The sequence below is a fragment of the Vibrio sp. 10N.261.54.E10 genome (assembly GCF_002877735.2).
Lineage (GTDB): Bacteria > Pseudomonadota > Gammaproteobacteria > Enterobacterales > Vibrionaceae > Vibrio > Vibrio crassostreae_C.
In genome coordinates, this window is record NZ_MCXE02000001.1 from 1,211,900 (window position 1) to 1,230,326 (window position 18,427).

Here is an 18,427-nt window from a genome sequence, read left to right on the forward strand (position 1 = left end):
CCTAGTTTCGAGTAGACAGGTAATGTTCCATCTAGAACATCACCAATCTTATCGGGCTGTCTCGAACGAACCTTGATTTATCTAGGTAGACTTACGTCAAAGTAAGCTGTCAATTGGTAGGCTTCTGGTTGTTCTTTTAGCAGCTTTTGGTCTTGTATGACGCTCATACGTCGCAAGTAATAATTGACTAAAGCTCCACGAGTTACTATTTCCATCTTCTTGTTTTTCATAGCGTAGTCGTCAGCAACAACAACTTGTTGTTGCTCAGACAAGTAAGGATTAGGTGTAATCGTTAACTTAACTTGATGGTTCCAGTTGTCATCATGTTCTCGCATTTTTGGTGACTTATCCATTAAGTCAGGTTCGTTCCTAAAGCGACTTAACACGAAATCTCGAAATTCATTTTTCTCTTCACAATATGCTCTTACATGCCACCTGATCCCATCATAGACTAAGCTGTGAGGCGCAATAATTCGACCTCGAACCTCAGGTGTAGAGAGCGATACATAGTCAATATCGACTCGAAGGTTAGCCCTTGCTGCCGCAATTAATCCTCGAACAATACTTGGTGATATAGCCCTTTCAGGAACGTTCAATACGGTCGATTGAGCTTCCCCCCAATTAAAGAACTCGAAGGTCTCTTCTTGGTTATATTGCTGATGAAGCATAAGTAGATACTCGTGAGCAGTGCCTTGAGTAAATAAAGGCTTAAAGTTGTCTGCTGGCCTATAGCCTTTAATTGTTCTATCCAGTATCAATTGACCTTGGTCAGTTAAGCTAATGTACTTGTTGATATCCCTGGAAGCTTGTTGTCTCCCTATGTGAAAAGCATCACATAGGTGATTTGTCGTCAGTCGACCCTCCCAAAGAGCAATGATCTCAATTAGTCGAAATCGTACTTGTTGGTCCCATTTGATATCTGCTTGACTCATGTTCGTGCTCATAAATGTTACATGTTGATGTATACAGTATAAACATGTAGTGAAAAAGTACATATATTTATTGTGGATATTGGCAAGGGCAAGAAAAGTCAGGAATCTTTACTGTGAGAGAGTCGATGGTATTGAAAGCTGTAACCTGATTTAGTGGCCACAAATTCAAACTGGTTGATTTTCAGTCAAGAAAAACAACATAACTCGAGATAGATACGATGATGTATGCCGGATTGACCAAAGTTATCGCAATAAATTCTTATCAGAAAAACAAGATGTTTTCTGAGTATTCTTTTGACGCTCCCACTCAGATCACTGGCGGTAACGGAGAAGGCAAAACATCACTTTTAAGGCTCATTCCGTTTTTTTATGGGGCGACTGGCACGCAGATCGTCAGGAAATCGAATGTCAATAAGCCCTTTGCCGAATGGTATTTACCACACAACAACAGTTATATTGTTTTCGAGTACATTACTGCTCGTGGTCAAGTTGCTCATGTCATTTGTTATCGAAACCTTAGTACTAAAGGTGGCATTGTTTACCTTTTCGTTAAAGGTCAGTTTGAGCAGTCAGTGATCATTAAACAAGACAGCGAAGATAAGCCTTACGCTATCGGCTGTACAAAGCTGGCCGCGGAGCTGAACGCTAACGGCTTAGAATACGAGTCGCGTATTACTAGCGTCAAAGAGTACCGCGAAATTATCCAAAATATTAATGCAGGGAATTTGAGCAATCAGTTCCTGAGCTACTCTTTGTGCTCTGGTCGTCATGATGTCCGTCACATTGAAAAAATCACAGCGGCGTTGATTCAAGGTGAATTCAATATGGCCGACACAAAGGCGCTTTTCCTGGATATCCTCGAGCAAGGAAATAGCACATTAGAGTTTGGTGTGGATGCAAACAGAATTGAACAATGGTGTGATGACTACAACGGCCTAACAGCGTTCCTAGCCAAAAAAGAAGCGTTCATTGAAGCTATTGCGAACAATAAGCAGATTGCCTATCTAACCACTCAGCTCGCCGTTGCCTTAACAATCATTCGTGAAGCCTCTGAAAGCCTTGATGAATCTCTTAAGAAAACCGAAATCGAGCGCTCAGATTTTCTTGAAAACAGTGACAAGCAGATTGGCGAAATTAATCAAGATAAGCTTGATAAAGAGGTTCAAAAGAGCGCTCTTCAACGCTCTATCACAAGTATTAACTCTGAGATCGAAGTACATCACAGCAAGCTTATAACATACGAAAATAGTGGTTATCCAGAACTGTCCGTTAAGCTAAAGCAATTGCCAGAAATGGAAGACAGGGTGGCACAACAAAGACAAAGTTACGCCGATCTTGAAACTAAGGTAAATGATGCGAAAGCAAAGTATGAGAAAGACAAACAAAACCTTGTTAGTAAGTTCAATAAAGAAAAGTCTGACCTAACAGAGCAAAAACTTGATGCCGAGAAAGAGTGCAAGGTTAAAAAAGACAAGATAGACGATGTATATCAGCCACAGTTAAAGGAACTGACCCAAACCCATACGATTTTTACAGCGGATAAATCTCAGGCTCTTATGGAGCATAGGGCTGAACTCGCTACTCAAAAGCAGCGACTAAAGAACCCAGATATTGATGAGTTTCTCATTGAGCAGAGAGAGCAGTTGGAGTCTGAGAAGGACAGATTACAAGAACAAGTAGACACGTTAAAACACACGACAACTTTGAGTGAGAAGGAAGGAGTCAACTTACAAACTAAACGTGAAAAGCTACTCGAAAGATTAGAGGCCACTCGTCGAAATATGCGCGATGCCGAAACCAGGCTAAAAGTAGTCAGTAACCGATTAGACCCAGATTCAGGAACCTTGTTCTCGTTCCTGGAGGCTAATCGACAGGGGTGGCAAAGCTCTCCACTTGGTCGTGTTCTCACCGATGAGCTTTTGATGGACACGACACTCACACCATCAATGACTGAAGATTCAGGTTCAATGTACGATTTATATATCGATACGAGCAACCTAGCAGATTGTAGTGTCACCAACAAAGCTGATGTGGAAGAGCAGGCTCACTTGATGGACCGTATCGTTGAGCTTGAAGACGCAGAGGCTGATTTCAATAAGCAAATTTTGAAAAATGATTTTGCTGTTAAGCAGTCAACGCTTGAGTTATCACGATTACGCAATGAACTGCGAAACGCTGAGGGTGACCTATCACAAACTAAGGTTAACCTTAAAAACAAGAAAATAGAGATTGCCCGTGCAAAAGAGGGCTTAGTCGAAAAAATTAATATAAACATCAAATCGATTGAGAAAGCTATAGCCCTGATTGATAGGGAAATCTCAGTAACGCTTGAACGTTTTGAAGAAGCAAAATTAGAGCTAAACAACGACAGGCTTACTCAAATTAGCAATGTTGAATCATCACTTGATCTCACGATCGGAGCTATAGATGAACTACTGGAAAAAAGTACTCTGACGTTGGGCGAGAACAAACAGCGTATCAAAACGGAGTATGAACAGCGGTTGAGTGATCAAGGTATTAGCGGTGAAATCTATCAACGCTACAAAGAAGAAATTGAATTGCTTGATAATGAGATCAAAAACTTAAAAGTGAAGTCTCATAAAATCAAAGAATACGAGATATGGCTTGCTGTTTATGAAGTGGATGATCCTAAGAGACGTGACGATCGAAATACTAAGGTCAAAGAACTTGAAACGGTGCATCAAGAGTTTGAATCTTTTGAAACTAAACTGAAAGAGTTGAGAGCCAAAGCTCATCGAACCAAAAAAGAGTTTGATGAGAAGCTCTCTATCTTGAGAAACCACAAACAGCGAGCTGACAGTGCAATCTCTCGCCTAACTAACTATGTGATGTTTGAGGGCGAAGAAGGCAGCCAAGAAGCGCTCGATTATAACGGCGATTTAAATTCACTCTTGAGCTATGTAGAGAGCAAACTCCCGGAGTTAGAGAGGCTTACTAAGCTACGTAAAAAAGATATACAACAGATGGAAACTATCACTCTCAACCTTGGTGACGGGGAGCTGTATCGTTTCTGGAATGAAAGCAGCCGAAACGCCATTACAGAGGATATTGTTGCTAGTGACTCTAAGCGAATAGATATTCTAGAAATCATCATGAATGACATTATTCCTCAGGTGACCAGCATAACAATTGAAAGCGCGGTCAACATGGGGCGTATGCTCGTTGACTTCAAGCATCGGCTACTCGGCTTCGACCGTGACATTAAGAAACTTGGTCGTAATATCTCTGAACAAGTAAAGCTCAATAACACGTTCTCGGTGGTTGGTTCTATTGACATTAACGTTGAAAGTTCACTTTCCAAACTACAAGGTTGGCAAGATATTATTAACTTCTCTGAGATTTACGAAGAGTGGGATAAAACGGGATCTGCTGAGCTACCAACCAAAGAGTTTTTCAACGCTTTAAGCACACTGACATACCATATTAGTGCCGAGAAAGTTAAAAAGCCTACTGAGCTGTTTGACATCAAATTTGAAGTCATCGAGAACAACCAGCGTAAAACGGCCAAAACAGATAAAGATATGCGTGATTTGGCCAGTAATGGTACGAACTTGCTCATTCAATCCATGTTGTATTTAGCACTTCTGACACAACAACGTGGAGCAAGTCGACTATCAATAACTTACCCAACCGATGAGATTGGTAAGCTGACGGCAGAAAACCAAGCCAAACTGCTCAAAATGATGGGGGCACACAACTTCAATGTTATCGCGGCTCAACCCGATGGCAATAATCGTACGGCCAACTTATTTAAGTATCTGTATCACTTAACGCCTTACAAGAACATTTTCAACAAACCTAAAGTAAGCAAACTTGCGTTAGCTAAAGCCGCTGAAACTAGCACAGGAGTAGAAGCATGAAGCCAGTATCACAAGTCTTAGAATCTCTACTTAGTGGTAGCTTTATCTGCCCAGCAACGGATCGTGAAGCTTACAAGACGCTTAAAGAGGATCGTACACGCCGAGAAATCAATCAAGCGTTGACTCTTATGGGGCGCGAGCTCCAATGTACGAGCAGAACCAGCGCCTATTATGTTACCTATAAAAGTATCGACGACCACAATCGTCGTCAGGTGACCGCGTTGATGAGTAATGTACACGGTATCATTCGACCTGTGGTTAAGTTCGTAGCGACAGTCAGTGAGGCTGCTCAAGTTGAAGCTGTGATGGTTGGTGGTGATGAGTTAAATGTGCCTGTGCTGAGTGCGCAAATCCAATCGTCTCCTAGCTTGATGGAGAAACTCGATAGTATTTATCGACTTCCAAAAGTGAGTCGGAAAAAAGTGCGTGACAGTGCAGCGGATAAACTCAATGTAGTTGTCGAATTTCTGGTTAAAGAAGGGGTGGCTCATTTAGTAAACAAAGAGCGCCAACTCTATGTGATGACGGGAAAATTAGACTTTGTCTACGAGGTGCTCGATTTCATCGATACGCATGAAAAGATCGTTGAGACAGTTAACAAAGCAAACGAGAACCAAGGGGAGTTCGACTTTTGATGAGCCCTCAAAACAATGGGAAACATGGTGGTGTTAACCACATGCTTCGCTTAATCAGCCAAGCAAAGGACACATTAACGCATGTTTTTGAAAATGGCACGATACGTGAGACTCATGAAAACGCCAATGACCTACGTAAATTAAAAGAAGCCCGTGTTGTTATCGTGACAAGCCGCGGCTACCGCGTGCACCCTAAGATGGAAGCATTGATGAACTACTTCCTTGAAACGGAAGCGAGTTCATTTCTTGGGACTTAACATGCTGAGCGCATTCCAGAAATTCAGAGCTTAGCGCAAGAATACCTGGAAGCTAAATTAAATGGCAAAAGAGAACAAGAGGCGGATAGGTTTAATAGCCTTGAAGGTGTGGTTTATGAAATCACAATGGACTTGCAAGAGTCTTGTCGTCGCTTAAGAAACCGTATCAGTTATGATTTTGGCTATGGCCATACGCTCGCTCAAAAACAAAAAGAGAACCAAGTTGCTATAGAGCAAGCTGAAAAGCTTGTTACTGGCATGAAAGCTTTCTCTTTTAAGTTGTTGAGTGAAATGGCTGGAGATAACTCAGAGCTCAACACCTTGTTTTGTGCTGAAATGCACAGTGCGATTCGTAGTTGCCAACAAGAGCTCGGATCTATCCTAATTCAACTCCGAGCTTTGATGCTGAAGTATCGTAACCGCGAACGCGATAAGGACCTGATCAATGCCTTTGATCGGTTTATTGATCAAGAGCCACACTGGACACCAAGTGACGATTTGATTTTGCCTGATGAGGTAGCAAAGCACGATGGTATACCGATGTTTTGGCTTTCAGAGCCGTTACAATTTGCGCATCACCCAAATCCTGATGATATGGACCAAGAGCCGGAATTGGCTGATATTGTTGAAAAAATTACGGCACAGCCTGCAGAACAAGAAGAGCTTCCGGTTGTTGAAGAAGCTGAGCGACGAGAATTGACTCTTGATGTTGAAATACAAGAGCTGATTGAAGCGGACATTGATTCTCATTGCGATACCTTTTTTGCTGAAGCCTTTATTGGTAAGGGAAAAACCAGCATTTCCGCTTTGGAGTATTACGAGCAAATCAATAGTGACTTACCGGAAGATCTTGACCAGCTCACTTGCGCTAAAGACGTGTGGCTATTTAGCGTGCTTAATTTCCATAGTTCAATGCTTCCCGAAGATAGCAAAGGCTTTACCGTTGAGCCTATCGGGTCTTATACCTATTTAGCAAAAGGTAGCAATATAGGTTACGGCAACCTTCACTTAGAAGATGTGTCTATAGCGAGGAAACTGTGAGTAGAATTATTGATGATATAACGGGTAGTGATTTATATCGGTTAAAGCAACTCTTCTCTCCTGCGAAGGTTAATGAAGGTGCCAGTGTAGCGCTGAGTGGCGTGTTTGATACTTTTCATCGCGACTTTAGTGTTGGGAGCGCCAGAGGAGAACATTTGCAGCTGACGCCTAGAGATATACGTCAAATTAGGAAGGTGATTAAAGATCAATCTGGTTTTGATCTTTTAACTGATCCCATCCCTAATTCTCGAACGGATATGGCTCAGTTCTTTCCTAACGAGAAGTTAAGCTCAAGCCCTGTCAAAGACAAGGTCATTAAAGTTTATGGGATTTTGTCCACGAACATAAATGGTAAATCATATGACTTACAAGAGGGCATGAACATTGAGTTAGCTCTAAGTCATTTGACGAGCATTGAGCACAGCCAAGTTGTGATTGTTGAAAACTATGAAGCATTTTCTAAGTTTAGATTAGTACAAACCGACATAGGATCTAATCCTCTTATTGTTTACCGAGGAGATAAGGACACGGGAGTAATATCAAAAGAAATTGCGTTGGCTTTTCCAGGCGTAGAGCTTATAGCTTGGTTTGATACCGATCCTAAAGGTATCTCTTTAGCTTTATCATCGGGAGCGACTTATATGCTGCTACCTAATTTATCAACAGATACTCTCAAAGAACATGGCCGCTCAGAGCTATTTGCGGACCAATACCAAGACTGGAATCGAGTCTCAAAAATTATCCCCCCTAAGTTAGAGTCCATAATGTCTGAACTGGAAAAAGGGATAACCCAAGAGTCAATCATGGCAAATCAAATAGCCGTAAGGTTACATCAAATTTAGTCACGTAAATGTTGAGCTCCCCTGTAAGTGCGGAGATAGGCATGTTTACCTTGGGGTAATCAATCAAATGTTGTGAAGCTCATGCAGAGTGCCTACAAGACTGTTAAGTGCTGCTAATCTAGCCACTGAATTATTTATAAAGATTAAACGAATTTTGTGGCTTTTTTAAAATGCTCGATCATTGGGATATTTCCTTATCTTAAGGTACGTAAAAAGCGCCTAAAATCGGAGCTTTATCAATTCAACTCATTCAATTTCATATATAATCGCCCTCAATAGTCTGCGCTTGAAAGCAGAGTCCTACATTATTCGAGTAATTAAGAACATGGCAAAAGCACCCGCTAACAAGAAACCCGCCTCAAAAGCTAAGCCTACGTCAAAAGCTAAAAAAGCGACCAAAGGCTTTGAAGAGACCCTTTGGGATACCGCTAATCAGCTGCGTGGCAGTGTTGAGTCATCTGAATACAAACACGTGGTATTAAGCCTTGTGTTCTTAAAGTTCATCAGCGACAAGTTTGAAGCACGCCGTCAGAAGATGATAGACGACGGGCAAGACGCTTTTGTTGAGATGAAAGAGTTCTACCAACAAGACAACATCTTCTTTTTACCAGAAGATGCGCGTTGGTCATTTGTTAAAGCGCGCGCTAAGCAAGATGATATCGCTATCATCATCGATACCGCTTTATCGACTATCGAAAAAAACAACCCTAGCTTAAAAGACGCCCTGCCAGACAACTACTTCTCGCGCCAAGGTTTGGAAGTGAAAAAGCTGGCGTCACTTATCGACAGCATTGAAAACATCGACACGCTGGCGAACGAATGCGACATGAGCGAAGAAGATTTAGTCGGTCGTGTTTATGAATACTTCCTAGGTAAGTTTGCAGCAACCGAAGGCAAAGGCGGGGGCGAGTTCTATACGCCTAAGTCAGTGGTAACATTGTTAGCTGAAATGCTAGAACCTTTCCAAGGTAAGATCTACGACCCGGCTTGTGGCTCCGGCGGTATGTTTGTTCAGTCTTTAAAGTTCATTAAAGAGCATGAAGGACGCACCAAAGACATCGCTATTTATGGTCAAGAGCTGACCTCGACCACTTATAAACTGGCGAAGATGAACTTAGCCATTCGCGGTTTATCTGGCAACTTAGGTGAACGTGCAGCCGATACCTTCTTTGCTGACCAGCATAAAGACTTGAAAGCCGATTACATCATGGCGAATCCACCATTTAACCTTAAAGGTTGGCGTAATGAAGCCGAGCTAACCGATGATGCGCGCTTTGCTGGCTATCGCACACCACCAACAGGCAATGCCAACTACGGTTGGATTTTGCACATGCTCTCTAAGCTAAGTGAAACAGGCACCGCAGGCTTTGTATTGGCAAACGGCTCTATGAGTTCAAATACGTCTGGTGAAGGTGAGATCCGCCAGCAGCTAATCGAGAACGATCGCGTTGAGTGTATGATCGCGTTGCCGGGGCAGCTGTTCTTTACTACGCAGATCCCTGTATGCATTTGGTTTATCACTAAAGACAAAACCGAGAACACCACTAAAGGTTTCCGTAACCGCCAAAAAGAGACGCTATTTATTGATGCTCGTGAAATGGGCACCATGATTAGCCGCACCAATAAAGAACTGACTAAAGACGATATCGCGCTAATTGCTGATACATACCATGCATGGCGCTGCGATGAAGCAGAACTAAAAGCGCGTATTGAACGTGGTGATGGCAAAGTAGAGAAGTATCAAGACCAAGCTGGTTTTAGCAAATCAGCGACCATTGCAGACATTAAAGCTAATGATTTTGTACTGACTCCGGGGCGCTATGTAGGTGCAGCCGAAGTGGAAGATGATGGAATTCCGTTTGAAACCAAGATGAGTGAGCTCACACAAACCCTGTACAGCCAAATGAATCAATCCAAAGAGCTAGACAAAACCATTCGCCAGAACTTGGAGGCATTGGGCTATGGGGAGTGATTGGAAAACATTTACATTGGAAGAGTTAGCTAGTGAGCAAAAATCAGCTCTAGCAACTGGACCTTTTGGATCCGCCATTAGCTCTAAGTTTTTCCAAGAGAACGGAATTCCTGTTATTAGAGGTGGAAATTTAAGTGCCAATACTTCAGATAGAATGTCAGATGATGGCTTGGTATTTGTAAGTGAAGAAAAAGCAGCTGAGTTTAAGCGCTCTGTTGTGAGAAAGGGTGATTTGATATTTACTTGCTGGGGGACAATCAATCAAGTTGGTTTACTCGATGAACAACGCCAATTTGACGAGTACATTATCTCCAATAAGCAAATGAAAGTGACTTTAGATGTTGACAAGGCAGATCCTTTATTTGTCTATTACATGTTTTCCGGTCCGAAGAAGCAAAAAGAAATTCTCCAAAATGGAATTGGCGCAGCAGTACCAGGTTTTAATCTAGGCCAGTTACGCGAACATAAACTGACTCTTCCTAATATTAATAATCAACGACGAATCGCTTCATACTTAGATTCGTTGGACCAAAAAATCACCCTCAACAACCAAATCAACCAAACCCTAGAGCAAATGGCACAAACGCTTTTCAAATCTTGGTTTGTCGATTTTGACCCAGTAAAAGCCAAAATGAATGGCGAACAGCCAAAAGGGATGGATGCGCCTTTTCTTTCAAAAGAAGTTGCCTCGCTTTTCCCAGAAAAGCTCGTTGAGTCGGAGTTAGGTTTGATTCCTGATGGCTGGAAAATCTTGCCATCCGAAAAGGTTGCGACTGTTGCTATCGGTAAAACCCCTCCGAGAAAAGAGCCTCAATGGTTTTCAGAAGATAGCAAAGATGTTACTTGGGTTTCGATCAGAGATATGGGTAATACGGGAACGTATGCACTTGATTCATCGGAATATCTAACACAAGAAGCTATCGATAAGTTTAATGTTAAGGTAATTCCTCACAACTCTTTGATTCTTAGTTTTAAGTTAACTGTTGGGCGTGTAGCGATCACCCATGGCGAAATGGCGACCAATGAGGCGATAGCTCACTACAAGTTGAGCAAAGATGCCCGCGTATCTACCAATTATTTATATTCATACATGAAGCAGTTTAACTTTGACTCTTTAGGAAGTACCTCTTCAATAGCAAAAGCTGTAAATTCTAAAATTATCAAAGCATTACCAGTCGTTGTTCCTTCAAAAGAGGTGTTGGATAATTTTGATACATTGGCTAAGCCGTTATTCGACAAGATTAAGTCGAATCAGATGGAGAATCAGAGCTTAGAAGACTTGCGCGACACTTTGCTTCCTAAATTGCTTTCCGGCGAAATCGACTTAGAAAACGTGCAAGTAGAACAAGCTAAAGCACTAGCAGAGTAACCTTTCGTCATTCCAGAAAGTGAGGAACGAACTTATCAGGAATCTCGTTTTTGACGGTGGTGAAAAGCGAGATCTCAGATACCTCGCGCCTCGGTTCTGAGATAACGAAGGTGGGAATTAGATGAATCCGAAATAGAACAAAGCAAAGCGTAGGTGGAACCATAATATAATGAACGCAACTAATACTCGTGAAATCGACATTTCTGAATTGACGACACTGTGTGAAACAAGCACTTTGCAAAAAGGCATCTTGCTTTCACGCAGTGGTGCAGTACGCAAGCTTAACCTTGTTGGCAACACCGCGACCGCACAGGTCAAAGGCAGCCTCAATTATCAAGTGAGCCTCGATTTCACTGGCGATCTGGTTGGCACTTGTACTTGCCCTGCGGCGCAATATCAAATGTTGTGCAAGCACGGCGTGGCGGTTGCCCTTTGCCTACAAGACCAAGAACAAGCTTTAAACCAAAGTAGTGAACGAGATACCATAAAAAATCACCTGCAAAGCCTTGGTGAAGAGGCCATGGTAGAGATGCTACTCGAATACCTAGAAGAAGATGAGTACACATGGAATGCACTGCTGACAAAAATTGAAATACGCGAAAAGCCAGCCGTATATGGCGAGCTGAAAAAGTTGGTTACCCAAGCCTTACCGCGAGAACAGCTCTGGGATTGGCGAGAAAGCCATGATTATTTCAACTCAGCAGAAATTCAATTGAACATGATCATTGAATCAATGCAAAGCCTTAACGCCGATCATCAATGGAAATTAATAAACTACCTTGTTGAACGGTTGAATAAGGTGCTAGAGCAAATTGATGACTCCAATGGCGATCGTTATGGCATTGAAAGCATGATTAACGAACACATGCCAAAGACGCTGGCAAAGCTTAATTGGAGTGAGCAAGAGAAAGCGCAGTGGATGTTTGAGCGTTTGACCCATTACGAATTTGACGTATTTCCTTCGATTGAAGAGAGTTTTGGAGCGATTTGGCAATCTAACACCCACTTTCTAACCTTATGCCGCCAAGCGATAGATCAAGCATCGCAAGATGAGAGTAGCTGGAACTTACGCTCATGGGCAGTTCCGTTAATGAAACACAGCTCCGATTGGCGTGAAGTGGCGGAAATTAAACAAAAAATAGCACGAACGTGTCGAGATTATCTTGAAGTTGTTGATATGTTCATTGATGAGCAAGAGCCGTTAGAAGCTGAGTTTTGGTTAGCTAAGGCGAAAAAAATGGCGAGTGATTATGAACTTCGTGCGTGCGAACAAGCTCAATTCCGTCTTTATGTTGAACTAGGTGAAATCCATTCTGCATGGGTATTAGCTAACCGTTTGTTAGAACAATCACCAAGCTTTCAATATTATCAACAGTTAGCGAAGTTTAAAGCCAATTACCAAATTGATGATGTTGAATTTTTCTCCCGCACTGAACTGCTACTTGCCAATGCCTATCAACAACCAGACCGCTATAATCAAGCTTCTGATCGTACGGATGCCTTGGTTCTGTTCTATATCGATAACCAGCAATTAGACAAAGCGTGCGAATGGGTTGCCGAACATAAAATATCAATACAAGGACTTATTTCGCTTGCCGATCAAATTGTGGATGATAAACCTGAAAATACGCTGGATTATTATCTGCGAGCAGTCTCATCTTATATCGAACAGACCAATAATACGGCTTACGATCAAGCTTTAGAGTTACTTCGACGTTTAGAGAATATGCTGAAATCGCATCCTACTCAATTGGCGACATTTTATAGTCAGGTGGCGCAACTCGCTACCACGTACAAGCGTAAGCGTAATATGTTCGCTTTAATTCAGAAATATTATTCAAAATATATCTGATTCTGCGGAGGTGACAAGATCTGCGGTGTTGAGAAAATGGAACAAAGCCCGAAACCGAGTTACTACAAAACAAATTTAAATAACTCAATTTAGAAAACAACAAACAACGTCAAACAGCAGTAGGAAAAGGCGATGAGCTTAAAATTTACTGAAGCCAAACTCGAACAGGCCATTATTGAGCTATTGGGTGAGCAAGGCTACCCACACGTAGTGGGTGAACAAATAGCGCGTGAAGACAAAGAACAAGTACTCATCTTAGATGACTTACGCCGCTACCTTGCCAAGCAGTACCGAGGCGATGCTATAACCGAGAGCGAAATTGACACCATTGTTCGTATGATATCAACGTTGCCTGCCAGTGATTTATACCATAGCAATAAAACCTTCTGCCAATGGCTAACCAATGGCTTTCTGTTTAAGCGTGAAGATCGCTCAAAGAAAGACCTCTATATTGAGTTAATCGACACAAGACATTTGGCACAAGCCTTACGCTTGATGTTTGTCCCGTTGCTAGAGAATAAATCTAAATCAGATAATACTGATAGAGAAGTTGCAGAGGGTAATGTTAGTTACTTAGAAACATATCGCCTAGACCCGACTGATACCAATATCTATAAAATCGTTAACCAGCTAGAGATTGAAGGTGTCGATGAACAAGTTCGAATCCCTGATGGCATCCTTTATGTGAACGGCTTACCGCTGGTGGTGTTTGAATTCAAAAGTGCCGTGCGAGAGAAAGACGCGACCATCTTTGATGCATGGAAGCAAATTTGCGTTCGTTATCGCCGTGATATTCCCAAGCTGTTCGTCTACAACGCGATGTGCATCATCAGCGATGGCGTGAACAACAAAATGGGCAACCTGTTTGCGCCGTATGAGTTTTTTTACGCGTGGCGCAAAGTAACGGGCAACGAGTCTACCGAAAAAGAGGGTATTAATTCCCTCTACACCATGATTGCCGGGTTGTTTAACCAAACTCGATTACTTGATGTAGTGAAGAACTTTGTCTTCTTCCCTGATACCTCTAAGAAAGAGATAAAAGTCTGTTGTCGTTACCCGCAGTACTACGCAGCGCGTAAGCTTTACTACAACATCGACAAAGAACGTAAGCCATACGGTAGTGGTAAAGGCGGTACTTACTTTGGTGCAACAGGGTGTGGTAAGAGCTTTACCATGCAGTTTCTATCTCGCCTATTGATGAAAAGCATCGATTTTGAAAGCCCGACCATTGTACTTATTACCGACCGCAACGATCTCGATGACCAGCTTTCTAAACAGTTCTGTAATGCCTCTGATTACATTGGTGATGAGATGGTGGTGCCAGTTAAAAGCCGTCAAGATTTAAGAGATAAGCTACAAGGCATCAAGAGTGGTGGTGTGTTCCTGACTACCATTCATAAGTTCACCGAAGACATCGAATTGCTTTCAGAGCGTACAAACATCATCTGTATTTCTGATGAAGCGCACCGTTCACAGGTCAACCTCGATAAGAAAGTGGTGATCAAATATCAAGATGGTGTAGCCGTCGATGTGAAAGAGACATACGGCTTTGCTAAGTATCTACACGACTCTCTGCCAAGCGCGACTTACGTTGGCTTCACCGGAACGCCGATCGATGCCACCCTTGATGTATTCGGTGATGCAGTAGACAGCTACACCATGACAGAATCTGTTAATGATGAAATTACGGTTCGTATTGTTTATGAAGGTCGAGCCGCTAAAGTCATTCTTGATAACAGCAAGCTTGAAGAGGTCGAGAAATACTACCAAGCGTGCGCAGAAGCGGGCACCAATGAACATCAGATAGAAGAGAGCAAGAAAGCTTCTGCCAATATGAACGCGATCCTTGGCGACCCTGACCGTATTGAAGCTTTGGCGAAAGACTTTGTTGAACATTATGAAGGGCGAGTTAAAGAAGGTTCTACGATAAAGGGCAAGGCGATGTTTGTCTGTGCGAGTCGTGAAATCGCGTTTGATTTTTATAAGCAAGTCAAAATCTTAAAGCCAGAATGGTTTGAGGAAAAGCTATCAATTGATGGTGTCGAGCTGACGGATAAAGAGAAAGAAGAGTTTAAGCCACTTGCGATGGTGCAAATGGTGATGACGCGCGGTAAAGACGATGATCCTGATCAGTACAGCCTGCTAGGGACAAAGGAATATCGAAAATCGCTCGACCAGCAGTTTAAGAGTCCTAAGTCGAATTTCAAAATAGCCATTGTAGTCGACATGTGGCTAACAGGTTTTGACGTTCCTGAACTGGATACTATCTACATCGATAAGCCGTTGCAGAAACACAACCTGATTCAAACCATCTCACGTGTTAACCGTAAGTTTGAAGGCAAGGCGAAAGGGCTGGTTGTCGATTACATTGGTATCAAGTCGCGAATGAATCAAGCCTTAGCAATGTATTCAAAGGCTGATGAGACTAACTTTGAAGATATTCGTTTTTCTGTCATTGAGGTGAAGAACCACCTCGATCTATTAAGACAGATGTTCCACAAGTTCGATACGTCAGGTTATTACACAGGAGAGCCGTGTAAGCAGCTGGAGTGCCTTAATCAGTCGGCAGAATACATCCTTCAAACCAAGAAAGGCGAAACCCGATTCATGGCTTTAGTGGGCCGTATGAAGGCGGCTTATGATGTTTGCTGTGGTAGTGAATTGTTATCTCAGCAAGAGCGTGACCAAATTCACTTCTATATCGCAGTGCGCTCTATCATCTTTAAGCTAACCAAAGGTGATGCACCAGACACGGCACAAATGAATAGACGTGTTCGTGAGTTAGTGGCAGAAGCACTTCGTGCCGATGGAGTAGAAGAGATCTTTACGATTGGTGATGAGCACGCCGAAGCTATCGATATTTTTGACGAAGATTACCTAGCTCGTATCAACAAGATTAAGCTGCCAAACACCAAGATTCAGTTGCTTCAAAAGCTGTTAGAGAAGGCGATAAGTGATTTTAAAAAGGTCAACCAGCTGCAAGGCATGAACTTCTCTAAGCGCTTCCAATCGCTGGTGGAGCAGTACAACGAACGTCGTGAAAATGATGTGTTGAATGGTGAGGAGTTCGATACCTTCTCTCAAGAAATGACCGACATTATCTTTGATATCGTGAAAGAAATGGGCTCGTTTGAAGACCTAGGCATCGACCTAGAAGAGAAAGCGTTCCTCGATATCTTGAACCACATGCGCAAGAAGTACGATTTCACTTACGACGATGACAAGATGCTCGAACTGGCGAAGGAGATGAAAACCACAGTAGACAATGTCGCTCAATACCCAGACTGGGCAGGCCGCGATGACATCAAAGCCAAGTTGAAAGTGGATTTAATCTTACTGCTACACAAATACGGCTTCCCACCAGTTGCCAATGATGATGTTTACAAAGGCGTGCTAGAGCAGGCTGAGAATTATAAGAAGAATAGTTAGGGGCAAGTGAATATGGTTAAAAAAATAGAAGTAGTAGCGGCCATTATTCAACATGAAGATAAAACTTTGTGTGTTCAGCGCGGTCCTTCAAAGTTAGCTTATATCCATGAGAAGTTTGAATTTCCCGGCGGGAAAGTGGAAGTAGGTGAGCAGAGAGAAGAAGCCATTAAAAGAGAGTTGAATGAAGAGCTGCATCTGAATATCGAACATGTAGATTATTTCATGACGGTTGAGCATGCTTACCCTGACTTTCATATCACGATGCACGTTTACTTATGTCCTGTCGAAAACCGAAAGATAGTACTTACTGAGCATATTGAAGCATTGTGGTTAAATCTCGATGAGCTAACTTCTTTAGATTGGGCCGAAGCTGATGTCCCCATTGTTAGAAAGTTGCAAGCAAACTGAAGAGGACCGTGAATGACTTATTGCTATGCAAATAGGATTGATGTCTTTCTTCAAGAACAAGAAGAAAACTGGTTGGCCAACATGTGTTCTGAGTTTTGTATCAACTTCCCTGGCTTAGAGCTCGGTGAACTTCAGAAACGAGCTTGGGTTGATTGTTTTCATCATCTTCAGAAAGAACTCTCCAAGCGTGCCCAATCTGATGGCTATATTATTTTTGAGTACGCTCTACCAATGGAAGGAGGGCGTAGACCCGATGTTCTGCTTCTCGTCGAAAATAAGCTATTCATTTTAGAATTCAAAATGAAGGATCGCTATCAGCGAGCGGATTATGATCAGCTGTGCGGCTATTATCGAGATCTCTGCAATTACCATCATGAAAGCGCTGCGCTAGAGGTGATTGCCGGTTTGGTTTTGATTCAATCCACCGGTAAATTAACGGATATCGAAAGTAATATCTCAATCCTATCTAGCGATAAACTCAAAGCCTTTCTTGATAAGTACTTAACGGGCGCTCCAACTAACACTGATTTAAAACAGTGGCTTGAATCGCCTTATGCGCCATTACCAAATTTAGTGGATGCGGCAGTAGAGATATTTCAAAACAACCCAATAGAAGAACTAAAGAGCGCTAAAAGTGCAGGGATTTATGAAGCGCTTGATGAGTTGGATAAAGTAACTGCTTGGGTTGAGAGTGAAGGAAATAGAAATCGGGCGAGTGTATTGACCCTGGTTACTGGTGTTCCTGGAGCAGGGAAAACGTTGCTGGGTTTGGAGTTTGTACATCGGAACAAAAGAGGTCAGTTTCTATCTGGGAATGGCCCGCTGGTAGATGTCTTGCAATATGCTCTTGATGACAAAACGTTTGTTCGCGCGTTGAAAGACTTTAAACGCGAATACATGAAGCCACGTACAACCCCTCATACTAATTTGGTTGTTTTTGATGAAGCTCAGAGGATGTGGGACGAAAATAAAAACAAGAATTACCAAATGTCGGAGCCTTCTTGCATCATCAGGATCGCAGATAAAGATAAAGACAAAGATAAAACGCCTTGTCACTATGTCGCTCTAGTTGGAGAGGGACAAGAGATTTATGTAGGTGAAGAGGTGGGTATTTCTCTTTGGTGTGATGCTTTGAAAAGTAGTGAAGAGCCTTGGATTGTTTTTTGCCCACCAGCGTTAGAGCATCATTTTCAATTCATGAGCAGTAATCGTGTTCGAGTAAACCCATTGCTAAATTTAGATCAGTCTTTACGATCTCATAGCGCAAGTTTATATCCTAAGTGGGTGGAAGGTGTTTTGAATGATAAGCCGGATGTTGCGCTGGCTAAGCAGACGATTAAAGACGGTTTCAATATCTATCTAACCAGAGATTTGGATAAAGCTAAAAGGTATTGCAGAACCAGGTACCAAGGCACAGCCAAGAAGTACGGGTTATTAAGTTCTTCCAGTAATACGAAGTACACTGAAGAAACTGTCGGTCCATGGTTTCATGATGATGTGAGTGCTCCAAAATCGTGTTGTCAGTTTGAGCGGACCATCGATGAATTTAAGTGCCAAGGTTTAGAGCTTGATATGCCGATTCTTGTTTGGGCTGATGACTTTATTTTTGACGGGAGAGGGTGGCAACTTTACAAGGGGAATCAAAAAGTGAGAGACCCCTATCAAATAAAACTTAATAGTTACCGGGTACTGATGACAAGGGGTAGAGATGGCGTAGTGTTTTATTTTCCTCAAGAGGCACGGTTCGACGAAACTTACGAATATTTCTTAAGTGCAGGTGCGGAGGAACTCTAGTTCTTCATATTGTTG

General features: G+C 42.4%; 12 protein-coding genes. 11 read left to right on the top strand and 1 reads right to left on the bottom strand.

Annotated features, from left to right (window positions below):
• Positions 1 to 77: 77 nt before the first annotated feature.
• Positions 78 to 932, bottom strand: coding sequence for a WYL domain-containing protein (locus BCU07_RS05390; protein WP_102427821.1), 855 nt, complete (start codon positions 930 to 932; stop codon positions 78 to 80).
• Between the two features lie 221 nt (positions 933 to 1,153).
• Here BCU07_RS05390 and BCU07_RS05395 point away from each other — a divergent pair, with 221 nt between their 5' ends.
• From BCU07_RS05395 to BCU07_RS05445, 11 genes are all read left to right on the top strand, one after another.
• On the top strand, positions 1,154 to 4,813 hold the full coding sequence (locus tag BCU07_RS05395) for an ATP-binding protein (protein WP_277871495.1): 3,660 nt from the start codon (positions 1,154 to 1,156) through the stop codon (positions 4,811 to 4,813).
• Entirely contained in the window at positions 4,810 to 5,448 is a 639-nt protein-coding gene (locus BCU07_RS05400) for a hypothetical protein (RefSeq protein WP_102321023.1), read from the top strand. The genes BCU07_RS05395 and BCU07_RS05400 overlap by 4 nt, the downstream gene beginning before the upstream one ends.
• Positions 5,448 to 5,705: a hypothetical protein gene (locus BCU07_RS05405; RefSeq protein WP_241910032.1), complete on the top strand. Its 258-nt coding sequence runs from the start codon at positions 5,448 to 5,450 to the stop codon at positions 5,703 to 5,705. Before BCU07_RS05400 ends, BCU07_RS05405 begins: the two co-directional genes overlap by 1 nt.
• Before the next feature lie 126 nt (positions 5,706 to 5,831).
• Entirely contained in the window at positions 5,832 to 6,746 is a 915-nt protein-coding gene (locus tag BCU07_RS05410; protein WP_241910033.1) for a hypothetical protein, read from the top strand.
• Positions 6,743 to 7,588 (top strand): hypothetical protein, encoded by an 846-nt coding sequence (locus BCU07_RS05415; RefSeq protein ID WP_102427823.1) that lies wholly within the window; start codon positions 6,743 to 6,745, stop codon positions 7,586 to 7,588. The genes BCU07_RS05410 and BCU07_RS05415 overlap by 4 nt, the downstream gene beginning before the upstream one ends.
• A gap of 325 nt (positions 7,589 to 7,913) precedes the next feature.
• The gene (locus BCU07_RS05420) at positions 7,914 to 9,560 is read left to right on the top strand and encodes a type I restriction-modification system subunit M (protein ID WP_102427824.1); all 1,647 of its coding nucleotides are present in this window, start codon (positions 7,914 to 7,916) and stop codon (positions 9,558 to 9,560) included.
• Positions 9,561 to 9,576: 16 nt separating this feature from the next.
• Positions 9,577 to 10,929: a restriction endonuclease subunit S gene (locus BCU07_RS05425; protein WP_241910034.1), complete on the top strand. Its 1,353-nt coding sequence runs from the start codon at positions 9,577 to 9,579 to the stop codon at positions 10,927 to 10,929.
• A gap of 169 nt (positions 10,930 to 11,098) precedes the next feature.
• Entirely contained in the window at positions 11,099 to 12,781 is a 1,683-nt protein-coding gene (locus BCU07_RS05430; RefSeq protein WP_102427826.1) for an SWIM zinc finger family protein, read from the top strand.
• Between the two features lie 132 nt (positions 12,782 to 12,913).
• Positions 12,914 to 16,210, top strand: a complete 3,297-nt coding sequence (locus BCU07_RS05435) for a type I restriction endonuclease subunit R (protein WP_102427827.1) — start codon at positions 12,914 to 12,916, stop codon at positions 16,208 to 16,210.
• A 12-nt stretch (positions 16,211 to 16,222) separates the two neighbouring features.
• Positions 16,223 to 16,618, top strand: coding sequence for a (deoxy)nucleoside triphosphate pyrophosphohydrolase (locus BCU07_RS05440; protein WP_102427828.1), 396 nt, complete (start codon positions 16,223 to 16,225; stop codon positions 16,616 to 16,618).
• A 12-nt stretch (positions 16,619 to 16,630) separates the two neighbouring features.
• Positions 16,631 to 18,412 (top strand): DNA/RNA helicase domain-containing protein, encoded by a 1,782-nt coding sequence (locus BCU07_RS05445; protein WP_102427829.1) that lies wholly within the window; start codon positions 16,631 to 16,633, stop codon positions 18,410 to 18,412.
• Positions 18,413 to 18,427: the final 15 nt, after the last annotated feature.